Source organism: Pseudomonas sp. FSL R10-0399, from assembly GCF_009600165.1.
Classification (GTDB): domain Bacteria; phylum Pseudomonadota; class Gammaproteobacteria; order Pseudomonadales; family Pseudomonadaceae; genus Aquipseudomonas; species Aquipseudomonas helleri.
In genome coordinates, this window is the sequence record NZ_WIWK01000148.1 from 1 (window position 1) to 12154 (window position 12154).

At 59.6% G+C, this 12154-nt stretch carries 12 protein-coding genes and 1 pseudogene; 7 read left to right on the forward strand and 6 right to left on the reverse strand.

The genetic code is table 11. From position 1 onward, the window contains the following. The coding region (locus tag GHO41_RS26510; RefSeq protein ID WP_153435083.1) for a TonB-dependent receptor at positions 1–2427 on the forward strand (2427 nt) is incomplete at its 5' end. Positions 2428–2486: 59 nt separating this feature from the next. On the opposite strand, the gene GHO41_RS26515 is transcribed toward GHO41_RS26510, so the two are convergent. After that, the gene (locus GHO41_RS26515; protein ID WP_153435084.1) at positions 2487–2981 is read right to left on the reverse strand and encodes a heme-binding protein; all 495 of its coding nucleotides are present in this window, start codon (positions 2979–2981) and stop codon (positions 2487–2489) included. Positions 2982–3331: 350 nt separating this feature from the next. Here GHO41_RS26515 and GHO41_RS26520 point away from each other — a divergent pair, with 350 nt between their 5' ends. Beyond that, positions 3332–3661 (forward strand): hypothetical protein, encoded by a 330-nt coding sequence (locus tag GHO41_RS26520; protein ID WP_048367111.1) that lies wholly within the window; start codon positions 3332–3334, stop codon positions 3659–3661. On the opposite strand, the gene GHO41_RS26525 is transcribed toward GHO41_RS26520, so the two are convergent. Beyond that, positions 3662–4051: a cytochrome c family protein gene (locus GHO41_RS26525; RefSeq protein WP_048390160.1), complete on the reverse strand. Its 390-nt coding sequence runs from the start codon at positions 4049–4051 to the stop codon at positions 3662–3664. It lies immediately after the preceding gene. Positions 4052–4219: 168 nt separating this feature from the next. On the opposite strand from GHO41_RS26525, the gene GHO41_RS26530 reads away from it, so the two are divergent. From GHO41_RS26530 to GHO41_RS26540, 3 genes and pseudogenes are all read left to right on the forward strand, one after another. Then, positions 4220–4693: a sigma-70 family RNA polymerase sigma factor gene (locus tag GHO41_RS26530; protein ID WP_371929047.1), complete on the forward strand. Its 474-nt coding sequence runs from the start codon at positions 4220–4222 to the stop codon at positions 4691–4693. Between the two features lie 93 nt (positions 4694–4786). After that, positions 4787–5479: pseudogene (locus GHO41_RS26535) on the forward strand (FecR family protein); the annotation flags it as partial. A gap of 103 nt (positions 5480–5582) precedes the next feature. After that, positions 5583–8015 (forward strand): TonB-dependent siderophore receptor, encoded by a 2433-nt coding sequence (locus GHO41_RS26540; protein ID WP_371929048.1) that lies wholly within the window; start codon positions 5583–5585, stop codon positions 8013–8015. A 71-nt stretch (positions 8016–8086) separates the two neighbouring features. Here the strand turns inward: GHO41_RS26540 and GHO41_RS26545 are convergent, their stop codons facing one another. Then, a complete protein-coding gene (locus GHO41_RS26545) occupies positions 8087–8632 on the reverse strand; it encodes a DUF924 family protein (protein WP_371929049.1) in 546 nt (181 codons plus the stop codon). A 43-nt stretch (positions 8633–8675) separates the two neighbouring features. Beyond that, positions 8676–9293 (reverse strand): LysE family translocator, encoded by a 618-nt coding sequence (locus GHO41_RS26550; protein WP_048367118.1) that lies wholly within the window; start codon positions 9291–9293, stop codon positions 8676–8678. A 146-nt stretch (positions 9294–9439) separates the two neighbouring features. Here GHO41_RS26550 and GHO41_RS26555 point away from each other — a divergent pair, with 146 nt between their 5' ends. Next, the gene (locus tag GHO41_RS26555; protein ID WP_048367120.1) at positions 9440–9892 is read left to right on the forward strand and encodes an Lrp/AsnC family transcriptional regulator; all 453 of its coding nucleotides are present in this window, start codon (positions 9440–9442) and stop codon (positions 9890–9892) included. On the opposite strand, the gene GHO41_RS26560 is transcribed toward GHO41_RS26555, so the two are convergent. After that, positions 9881–10801, reverse strand: a complete 921-nt coding sequence (locus GHO41_RS26560; protein WP_153435087.1) for a LysR family transcriptional regulator — start codon at positions 10799–10801, stop codon at positions 9881–9883. The two genes, GHO41_RS26555 and GHO41_RS26560, sit on opposite strands and share 12 nt — an antisense overlap. A 116-nt stretch (positions 10802–10917) precedes the next feature. Between GHO41_RS26560 and GHO41_RS26565 the strand changes: the two genes are divergently transcribed. Further along, positions 10918–11805: an SDR family oxidoreductase gene (locus tag GHO41_RS26565; protein WP_153435088.1), complete on the forward strand. Its 888-nt coding sequence runs from the start codon at positions 10918–10920 to the stop codon at positions 11803–11805. Positions 11806–11967: 162 nt separating this feature from the next. Here GHO41_RS26565 and GHO41_RS26570 read toward each other — a convergent pair. Beyond that, on the reverse strand, positions 11968–12154 hold a 187-nt coding region (locus tag GHO41_RS26570), incomplete at its 5' end, for a mannonate dehydratase (protein WP_178125699.1).

Here is a 12154-nt window from a genome sequence, read left to right on the forward strand (position 1 = left end):
CTCGGTGCCTCTGCGGCCGCAGCCCTGGCCGCCCCCCACGTGTCGGCGCAAACCCAGACCCACGCCTACCAGATCAATGCCGGCTCATTGGGCACGGCCCTGAGCCTGTTTGCAACGGCGGCGAATGTGACGCTGTCGTTTAACGCCGAACAAACCCAAGGCATGACCACGTCGGGCCTTAACGGCACCTATGGCGTTGACGAAGGCCTTGCGCGCTTGCTGGCAGGCAGTGGCTTACAGGCTCAGCGCCAGGCCAATGGGGCGTACGTGCTGGTGCCCGCCGCGAAGGATGGCTCGTTGCAACTGGGGGCCACATCGATCACCGGCCAAGCGCTGGGTGAGGTCAGCGAAAATACCGGCTCCTACACCACCGGCTCCACGACTACGGCCACCAAGCTCAACCTGAGCCTTAAAGAGACGCCCCAGTCTGTCAGCGTCATGACCCGCCAGCGCATCGACGACCAAAACCTCAGCAGCATCGGCTCGGTGCTGGAGCAAACGCCCGGCATCAACGTGCAAAGCCCCGGCAGTGATCGCCTGTATGTGTTCTCCCGCGGTTTGGCGATTGATAACTATCAATACGACGGCATGCCGACCACCTCGTTTGCGTTCAGCCAGGCATTGCCACAAGCGCTGTCGGACATGGCGATTTATGACCACATCGAAGTACTGCGCGGTGCGTCCGGTTTGCTCTCCGGCACGGGCGACCCTTCCGGCACCATCAATATGGTGCGCAAAAAGCCCACCTCGACGTTTCAGGGCTACGTCAGTGCCGGCCTCGGCTCATGGGACCTGTACCGCACGGAAGTGGACGTGTCCGGCCCGCTGACGCCGACCGGTAATGTGCGCGGGCGCGCCGTCGCCGCCTATCAGCAAGCCAACAGCTTTACCGATTATCTGCAGCAGGAAAAAACCATCCTCTACGGCGTGGCAGAAGCCGACCTGGGTGACAGCACGCTGCTGACCGTCGGGGCCGAATACCTTTACAACGACCCGCGCGGTTTCTCTACCACCGGCCTGCCGATGGTGGACAACAAAGGCAAACAACTGCACTTGTCACGCAGCGAAAACCCGGCCAGCCGCGACAGCACCAACCGCCAGGAGTCGGTGAATGCCTTCGCCTCGATCGAGCAAAAACTGGCCCATGACTGGACGCTGAAGGTCTCTGCCAACTCCCTGTACGGCACCCGCGAGTACGACTCGATCATCGTCGGCACCACCACGGGCTTTCTCAACCCGCAGACCGGCAGCGGCCTCAGTTACACCGCGACCAAGGGCGACAACACCCAAGAGCAAAAAGGCCTGGATGTGATGCTGTCCGGCCCTTACCAATGGCTGGGGCGCGAGCACGAACTGGTGGTGGGGTTTAACTATCAGAGCTACGAAAACCGCCGTAACGGCTTCGGCAACCTGCTGGCCAACGGCACCAGCGACAATGGCGTCAGCGGCAAGCCGGTGAATATTTACAACTGGGACAACTACGCGCCCAACGCCTCTTACAACTTCAACCGCGAAGACGACAACATCAACCAATGGCAGAACGGTGTGTACCTGGCCACCCGGCTCAAACCTACCGATGACCTCTCTGTCATCCTTGGCACACGCGTGAGCAACTATCGCTACGATGCCTTTCTGCATTACAACGTCGCGAACATGCAACGCTTCAACACCGATGACACCTTGCGGGTCAACGGCAAGGTCACGCCGTACGCCGGAGTGGTCTACGACCTGACCCCCAACCACTCGGTCTACGCCAGCTACACCAGCATCTTCAAGCCGCAGCCCTACCGCAACACCAGCGGCAACTTGCTGGACCCGCGCAAAGGCGACAACTACGAAATCGGTCTCAAGAGTGATTACTATGACGGCCGCTTGAACACCGCCATTGCGCTGTTCGAAGTTGACCTGGACAACGACGCCATCGCCGACGGGCTGGTGATCGGCAACGACAACCTGACTGCGTATGTCGCGAAAAAGACCAAAACCCGTGGCATTGATATGGAAGTCAGCGGCGAACTGCTGCCCGACTGGAACCTCAACGCCAGCTATAGCCACAGCGTGGTCAAAGACGCTGATAACAAGCGCGTCAAAACCATCATCCCGGCCGACATGCTGAAGGTCTGGACCACCTACCGCCTGCCCGGCGAACTGGACCGCGTGACCGTCGGCGGCGGGGTCAACTGGCAAAGTGCAATCCACATGACCGTGGACAGCTGGCAGCTCACCGCCCCGGCCAAGGTCAAGCAAAGCGACTACGCCGTTGCCAACCTGATGGCGCGCTATCAACTCACACCACAGTGGTCGGCCACGGCCACCCTCAACAACGTGTTCGACAAAAAGTACATCAGCTCGCTGGACGAGAACTTCCGCAGCGGCTCTTATGGCCCGCCGCGTAACGTGATGTTGACGACCAAGTACACGTTTTAGCCTCAGGCAGTCCGTTGCTGATGGCAGACACTGCAATGCAGTGTCTGCCTTAACGGGCGTTACAGGCTGAAGTCTTTTAAGGCTTCAAACGCAATATTGTCGTCCAGCTGACCTCCAGGCGCCCCGCCTACACCAATAGCCCCCACGATGGCGTCGTTATGTTTAATCAATACACCGCCGCGCAGAAAAATAATATTGTCCTGACCATTACTTAGCGTCGAAAGTACAAACTTATTCATATAGGTTGGATCGCCCTTATGAATAGTTTCGATAAGGTCACTGGTGTTCTCTTTAGCGGCGAAAGCAGTAAAAGCTTTTTTAAAGGAGGTCTTGGGAGTGTGCGGTAACGCTTGGTCAGCACGCACGGTGGCCAAAATAACGCCGTTGGCATCGACTACTGTTACCGCCACGTTATAGCCCTGTTTCAAACCAATACTCACTGCACTTTGCGCCAGAGAGGTTGCCTGAGTCGACGTGATTGCCTTGTCAGCGGCAAAAGCCTGCCCAGACAACGTCAGAAACAAAAGAGTTGTAACTCCGATTTTCTTAAACATAGGTTTATATCTCTCTTGGGTAGTGTTGCGTTTAGAAAACAGGTCGGCAGAGAGAATTGCTATATTTACGAACTGTTAGCAAACCGGAAGTATTTCAGAACTTATCGTTACTTATTGACTTTGCGAAACCAACGCTTCCAGCGAGGGCAACCTGACTAATAAGTTGCGTATCAATCAACTACTTATAAAAAACGCCCCATCAACGGCGATATAACATTTAGCCACAACTTCCCGACACTTCACGTTTAGTAAAACCCTGCCTCTACTGGCCCCATTGGAAAAACAGGCCGGGTTCTCTTATGATCGTCGCCGCCCTGGAACACTCAAACGCTGATCAAGGACCCCGCCCCATGGAACGCCCGCTGGAGACCGTCGCCCTTTTCTCGCTCAAGCTCGCCTACGAAGCTGAGGGCCAGAGCCCGATTCTGCGCGACGACATGGTCATGGGTGACTATCAGCGCGACGTCTTTGCCTTTCTGGTGCGCAAGGGCGACCTGGAAGCAATCAAGGCCAAAATCGATGAATGCATCGACCTGGCCATGGACGCCATAGGTGGTGCGGACTCGCCCATGGGTCGCGAATTGCAGAAGCTGGCGCTTGGGGTCCAACAGGCGCACAGCCTGGAGCAACTGAACGCGCCGCTGCTGACCCTCAAGGATTATTTGCAAGACATCCTGTGATTACTGGTCTTTGAAGGTTTCGATATAGGCCAGCAGGTTGGCGATCTTCTCCGGATCGCTGATGCCCCAGAAAATCATGCGCGTGCCCTTCACCACTTTTTTCGGGGCTTCGATGTACGCCGCGAGTGTCTCGGGGGTCCAGACCACGCCTGAATTTTTCATCGCTTCCGAAAACTGGTAACCCGGCAAACTCCCGGCCTGGCGCCCGATCACACCATTTAAATGCGGCCCAAAACCGCTGCGGGCGTTTTCCCCGATGCTGTGGCACCCGCCGCAGGTCTTGGTGAATAACTTGCCACCCGCCTCTGCATCGCCCGCCGCCGCAGCCCCCAGGCTGAACAGTCCGGCATTCAGGGTCACAAGCAAGGTCAGCAAGGCTCGGTACGTCATAGGTGACTCCACATCAGGTCGAGGTGTTCAGGCAGGCGCAACTATAGCCCAGGCCTAAAACCCGTCACGAGACCCAGATCATGTGTTTCGCTCGGCGGTGATTGCAGTTGCCATCATATCGCCGCTAGACTTGAGAACGATTCGCACTCACCTTCTGGAAATCGACCGGTGCAACCTCTCTCGACTCGCAAGCTGGGCTTTTTTTTCAGCGATCACCACCGTTGGTTGCTGCAGCATATTCGTCGGCGCGTGCGTAACCCTGCGGATGCCGAGGACACGGCAGCCGACACGTTTTGCCAAATGCTCGCCGCACGGGTCGACCCGGACAGCATCGAGCAGCCGCGGGCTTATTTATCGACGATTGCGCGACGTTTGATTTTCGATCGGCACCGGCGCGGCAAATTGGAAAGTGCCTATCTGGAACGCCTGGCCTTGCTCCCGGAAACCGTGGTGCCCTCCCCCGAGGAACAGTTGCAGTTGATTGAGGCGCTGGTGGCCATCGACCGGGCCATCGATGGTTTGCCCCTGGTGGTCAAAGCCACCTTTTTGTACAGCCAGCTGGACGGCCTGAGTTATGTGGCGATTGCGCGAAAACTCGGCCTGTCGGAACGCACCGTCAGCCGCTACATGAAACAGGCATAGCGCCAGTGTTATCTGTGCGAGGCAGCGCTATGAGCGAGTTACGCCTGGACCCGGTCAGCGAACAGAGCATTGACTGGATGGTGAAGCTGCGCGCTGGCCGGTTTGGGCCTGCTCGGCGGTGGGTTGTGGCTGGGAGCCAGCAGCCCGTTGGGTGAGTCGTTGCTGGCCGACCTGTCGACCGGAGTGGGTGAGCGCAATGACTTTAACCTGGCCTATGGCAGCCGCCTTAGCCTCAATGCCAACAGCGCGGTTGACCTGCACTTCAAGAGCCAGCAACGGCTGGTGATTTTACGCCGTGGCGAGTTGGTGATTCAGGTAGCGCCCGATGCGCGTCGTCCGCTTCGCGTGCGCACCGCCGAGGGCGAGGTCCAGGCCTTGGGAACGCGTTTTCTGGTCTCGCAAGAATCAGCGGCCAGCCGCGTCGTGGTCCTTGAGCATGCGGTTGTAACCCGGTTGTTCAACGGCACCACCCTGGCCCTGCAAGAAGGCCAGTCTGCCCTGCTCTACCCCCGGCAGATCGTGCCGCAAGCGGGCGATCAGCATTACCGCGCCGAGTGGTTGAACGGTCGGCTGAACGTGCTGGATGACTCCCTGGCGCAGGTGGTCGATGCGCTGCGCCCTTACACCCGCGGGCTGGTGCGTGTCGCCCCTGAAGTGCGCGGCCTGCGTGTACAAGGCGTGTACCCGCTGAATGACCCCGACCGGGCCTACACCGCGTTGGCCGAAACCCTGCCTATTCGCGTGGACCGCTACAGCCCGTGGCTGACGCTGATCCGGCCGGCCTGAGCCACGGCGCAAAAATATTTTTGATAATTGCTCGCATCCGTGTCCGGTTTTTAATTCTCAGCCCACCTATCTCCTGAGACTTCCACACGATCAGGAGAATGCTGTGCTCAACCCGTGGCCCCACACCCGTTACGCCGCTGTAGCCCTTGCCGCCCTGGCCAACCCTGCCTGGGTGCAAGCCCAAGAGGTCAATTTCAATGTGCCCGCAGCTCCCTTGGCCACGACGTTGAACGCCATCGCCAGCCAAAGCGGGCACATCGTTTCGCTGGAACCGGGGCTGGTGCAGGGCAAACAGGCACCTGCGGTGATCGGCCAGATGTCGCCAGAGCACGCCATGGAAACAGCCCTGCGTGGCAGCGGCCTGCAATTGCGCATCACCGCGCAAGGCAGCTTCAGCGTCGAACCGGCACCGCACGATACGCAGGCATTGCAACTGGGCGTCACCAGCATTACCGAGCGCAGCCTGGATGCCACCACTGAAGGATCTGGCTCCTACAGCGCGCGAGCCGTGACCATCGGCAAGGGCGCGCACAGCCTCAAGGAAACCCCGCAGTCCATCACCGTCATGACCCGCAAAATGCTCGATGACCAGAACCTCAACACCATCGAGCAAGTGATGGAGAAAACTCCGGGCATCACCGTGTACGACTCGCCCATGGGCGGCAAGTACTTCTACTCCCGTGGCTTTCGCATGACCGGCCAATACCAGTACGACGGCGTGCCGTTGGACATTGGCAGCAGCTACGTGCAGGCCGACAGCTTCAACAGCGACATGGCGATCTACGACCGGGTTGAAGTGCTGCGCGGCGCCGCCGGGATGATGAAAGGCGCGGGCGGCACCTCGGGCGGGGTGAACTTTGTGCGCAAGCGCGGCGAATACACCCCGCACACCCAACTGTCGCTGTCAGCTGGCACATGGGACAACTACCGCGGGCAGATCGACACGGGCGGCCCGCTGAACGACACCGGCAGCGTGCGCGGCAGGGCAGTGATCACCGAGCAAACGCGCCAGTATTTCTACGACGTCGGACAGCGCAAAGACCAGATCTACTACGGTGCGCTGGATATCGACCTGAGCCCCGACACCACGCTGGGCATCGGCCTGGCCTATGAAGACGTCGACGCCACACCCTGCTGGGGCGGCTTGCCGCGCTATGCCGATGGCAGTGACCTGAAGCTCAAGCGCTCCACGTGCCTGAATCCGGCGTGGAACCATCAGCGCAGCAAGCGCACCACCTGGTTCGGCGATTTAAAACATCAACTCAATGACGATTGGGCCGTGAAGGTTGCCGGGGTCTACTCCAAAAACACCCAGGACATGGAATACGCCTTCCCCAGCGGCTCGGTACCGGTGGGCGCGACCCAATCGAACACACTGGTCATTGGCAGCACCTATGGCTATGACCAGGTCGACTACGGTTTTGACGCCTACCTTAACGGCACCTTCGATGCCTTTGGCCAGCAGCACGAACTCACGGTCGGGGCCAATGCCAGTCGCTCCCGAAAGGATGACTTCTTCGCCGTGGCGGTGCTCCCGGATCGGCAAGACGTGTTCAACCCCAACCACCACCTGCCGCAGCCCGACGACAGCTACTACTTGGCCAATGCCTCCCGTGGCGGCCCGATGGACATGCGTATCAAGCAGTACGGCGCCTACTCCATCGCCCGCCTGAAACTGGCCGAACCGCTGACATTAGTATTGGGCAGCCGGGTGAGCTGGTACTCCTCCAACAGCGACTCCGTGTCGTACTGGCGCGGTGAAGGCACCCCGGTGCATACCCAAGCCAAAGAAACCGGGCAAGTCACCCCGTTTGCCGCTGTGTTGTTCGACCTCAATGACAACCTGACCGCCTACGCCAGCTACACCGACATATTCACCCCGCAAGGCAACTACAGAACCTTGAGCGGCGCCACGCTCAAGCCACTGGTTGGCCAGAGTTACGAAGTGGGCATCAAGGGCGAATGGTTTGACGGACGTCTGAACAGCGCCTTCAACCTGTTCCGTACGATTCAAAAAGATGCCGCCCAAGATGATCCGCTGTGCCCCGACAGCAGTTGCTCGCAGAACTCCGGCAAAGTGCGCGCCCAAGGTTTTGAAGCCGAAGTGAGCGGCGAAGTCATTGATCGTCTGCAACTGCTGGCCGGCTATACCTACACCCAGACCAAAGTGCTGGAGGACGCCGACGCCGCGCAAAATGGCGTGCCCTATAACTCTTACGTACCGCGCCACTTGCTGCGAGTGTGGGCCGACTACGGCCTGAGCGGCGCGCTGGACCGCGTCAACGTGGGTGCCGGGGTCAATGCCCAGAGCAGCAACTACCGCGTCTCGCCCATCAGCGGCAATGACATGACCCAGTCAGGCTATGCCGTATGGAACGGCCGCGTGAGCTATCGCATCGACGACACCTGGTCGGTGGCACTGAACGGCAACAACCTGTTCGACAAGCGCTACTACGTGACTGTCGGCACCGAAGGCTTCGGCAACTTCTATGGCGAACCGCGCAATTTTGTCATGTCACTCAAAGCTGATTTCTGATCTCTGTAGGAGCGAGCTTGCCTCGCGATCTTTTGATCTTTCAAAAGATCGCGAAGCACGAGCACATCCCCTTAACCAGCAAAACCGCCCGCGGCGAGGAACGCGCGTTCCTCCTCGGTCGAGACACGCCCCAAGACGTCGTTGCGATGGGGAAAACGCCCGAAGCGCTCAATGATATCGGCGTGTTCCTTGGCCCAACGGATGTCTTGGGGGTTGAGTTTTTCATGCAGTTCCAACGACAGGCGCTGGTCATCGGCGTCTTCGGAATGCTCAAACGGCAAGTAACAGAACCCGCGCAACGCCGTTTCGATCTGTTGATCCAGCTGCGCCTCAATCACCTTGCGGGCGTAAAAACGCGCCAGCGGGTCGGTGGCGAACATGTGCGCAGAGCCACGGAAGGCGTTGCGCGGGTATTGGTCCAGCAACAGCAGCAACGCCAGCGCGCCTTCTGGCTCTTCGGCCCAGTGCTCAAGCTCGCGCCTGGCGGCCTGAAAGTGCGCGGTGTAGAAGGTCTCACGAAAGCGCTTGTCGAAGGCCTCGTCCTTGGCAAACCAATGCGTGGGGCCGGCCTGCTTCCAGAATTCAACCACCGCGTGCGGTGTGGTGTCAGTCGTCACGTTGCGTCCCTCCCTAAAGGTTGTCGCTGGAGCATAGACGCTTTTAATGCAGCACTTGCTCAGCCAGCAACACCACGGCAATCACGATCATGATCGCGCCCGACACGCGGCTGACGTTTTGCGCCGCGCTGGGGCGGGTCTGCAATACGGCCTTGGCACCGAAGCCGACCATCAGGTACACCACGCCACAGCTAAACGCGTGCAGCGCGCCCAAGGCGACAATTTGCGCCGGGATCGGCCACACGGACAGTGGGTCGGTGAATTGCGGCAACAACGCTAAAAACAGCAGAAACACCTTGGGGTTCAAGCCGCTGACACACAGCCCCTTCCAGGCCCAGCGCAACCCGGAATCAGCTACTTGCACGCTGCCTGACTCGGGCGTCGAAGGGTGACGAATCATGCTGATGCCCAACCAGAGCAAATACCCGGAACCGGCAATGGTCATGGCCCGCAAGATCATCGGATGGCTCGCCACCAACCCGCCAACCCCGGCCGCGACCACCACCGTCGCCAGCAAATGCCCCGAGAGCAAACCGGCCACCGCAGGGGTCACCAGACGCCCGCGCATACCCGCAGAAATCGCGTAGGCCCAGTCTGCACCGGGGGTAATGATGAACAGAAAAGACACCGCCCAAAAAGCGGCCAATACGCTGAGAGTCACAGGGTTCTACCTTCTACAGTGAGCCGGAGGGGTGTACACCACGCGGTTTTGAAGCGTGGGCAGCCCGTAGAAGAATAGGGAAATGCTGATAGGATTATCTTTCGTTTATCCCCCTAGAGCGCTATCAACCTAGAAGGTTCTTCCACGTGGATCGAATTGACCGCAAGATTCTCGCTGAGCTGCACGCCGATGGCCGCTTGTCCCTCACTGAACTCGCAGAACGCGTGGGCCTCAGCCTTTCTCCGTGCCATCGACGGGTACGGGCGTTGGAGGAATCGGGGGTGATCCTGGGCTATCGCGCTCTGCTGGCGCCCAAGGAACTGGGCTTGAGCTTTTCTGCGATCGTGTTCGTGACCCTGCGCGAAGTCACGCGCCAGGCCATTGCCGACTTTGAGGCGGCGCTGCCACAGATCCCGCAGATCATCGAAGCGCAGCGCCTGTTTGGCGACCCGGACTACTTGCTGCAAGTCATCACCAAAGACTTGCCGGCCTTTCAGCGCCTTTACGACGAACACCTCACCTCGCTGCCCAATGTGCAGCGGCTGGTGTCGACGCTGGTGATGAAAAACGTCATCAATGACCGGGTGCTACCGCTGTAACCCGGGCATCAAGCCCTGCGCCAGCGCATCCAGCAGCACCTTGATCTTGGGTAGCGCATCACGGTTTTTGGGCCACACCAAATGAATCGCCAGCCCCTCGCTCGCCATGTGCGGAAGCACTTCGACCAGGCTGCCTTCGGCCAGTTGTTGCTTGATCAGCCAGGTGGGCAACTGGGCGATCCCGCAACCAGCCATGACCGTGATGACCTGCGCCTCGCCATCACCGACGATGTACTGCGCTGACATCACCCGACGCTCCATGGCGGCGCCCTGCTTGCCCACAAAGCGCCAAGGGCTGACGGTGCCGTCTGCGCGTCCGTATGCCACGCACACGTGGTGCTCCAGATCGCGCTCGGTCACGGGCTCGCCGTGTTGTTTGAGGTAAGCCGGTGAGGCGCAGAACACATGCCGCTCACTGCCCAGATAACGGTGCCCCCACGCCGCCGGCCAGACGTCCGGGCCGCCTACGCGCACCACCACGTCCACGTCTTCTTCCACCGGATCGATAAACCGGTCAGAAAACGACAAGTGCGGCTGCAACTGCGGGTACTGCTGCACACACGCCAACACCACCGGCAACGCCTGCAAGCGCCCAAAAGCGGCGGGCAGGTCAATACGAATACGCCCGCGCGGCTGCGCTGAGTCGGCATGCAGCGTCAGCTCGGCTTCTTCCAGATCCGCCAGCACGGCCGTGCACGTGCGATAAAACGCCGTGCCCGCATCGGTCAGAGCCAGGCGCCGGGTGGTGCGATTGAACAGGCGCACCTGCAAACGGCTTTCCAGCCGCGCAATACCTTTGCTGACCGCAGACGCGGTGAGGTTCATGCGCTCGGCCGCCGCCTTGAAACTGCCCGAGTCAGTGACGCAGACAAACACATCGATACCCTTCAAGCGCTCGGAAGAAAACATGACGGCCTCTTATTGATGAACTCAGGTCACTTTATTCGGTAAAAGGTATCGTAAATACGCCCTCATTTCCCCAGTAAGCTCAGCGCCACGACTTTACTCAACCCACAGGCGCTTTTATGACCTCGCAAAAACCCACCGTTTTAATCACCGGCGCCACGGGCCAGATCGGCGGTGACACGCTGCGCCTGTTGCAGGACGACGACAGCATCACCTTGGTCGCGGCGGTGCGCTCAACCGCCAAAGCCCAACCGTTCGAGGCGCAAGGCATCCGCAGCGTGATCATGGACTTTGATAAAGAAGAAACCCTGGCGCCCGCCTTACAGGGCATCGACCGGGTCTTGCTGGTGACCGGCTACACCGTCGACATGCTGCGCCAAAGCAAAGTGTTTGTGGACCAGGCGAAAAAAGCCGGGGTGCAGCACATCGTGCATTTGGGCGCCTGCGGCCGTGACGACGCCAGCATCGGGCATTGGGCCTGGCACCAGTTGGTGGAGCGGTACATTGAGTGGTCGGGCTGTTCGTTCACCCACTTGCGCCCTGAGTGCTTTATGCAAAACCTGCTGAGTTATGACGGCACTCAAGCGGTGAAATCCGGGGTGATTGAGCAGTACACCGGCGATACGCCGTTCAGTTGGGTCGATGGCGAAGACGTTGCCCGCGTGGCCGCGCAAGCGCTGTTGCACCCGGACACACACGCCGGTCAAACCTATCGCTTGGGTTACGACGTGCAATCGTACGGTGACGTGGCCACCATCATGACGCGGGTATTGGGCCAGCCGTTTCGCTACGACGCTCAGCCACCCGAAGTGTTCCTGGAAAACATGCGCGCAGCCGGTGCCGAAATGGCGTACATGAGTTGCGTGTATGACAACTTTAAACGCATGGCCGCCAACAGCATCCCGGGTACCCAGGACACGTTCGACAACTTCACGGCCATTACCGGCCGCCAGCCTGTGCGCTGGGAAGCGTTTGTGCAAAAGCACCGCAGTGCTTTTGCGTATTGATCCTGTACGGCACAAAAACTGCTCAAGGGTGGGAGCGGGCTTGCTCGCGATGGGCTTCAGAACGCCCCGTCTGTTCGGCAAATACGCGTCATCGTTAACGACCATCGCGAGCAAGCCCGCTCCCACAGAGTGAACTGTATTGTGTGTAGGAGCAGGGTTATGTCAGCTCAGTTGTTGACGCATCGCCAGTTCAACACCGCGTATTTCCGCCAGCCCTTTGAGGCGGCCGATCAAGGAGTAACCGGGGTTGCTCTTGCGGTGCTGGTCGTCCAGTAGCTGGTGGCCGTGGTCCGGGCGCAGTGGCAGGCGCGGGCCGCCGTCGCGCTCACGGCGCAGTTCTTCTTCAACC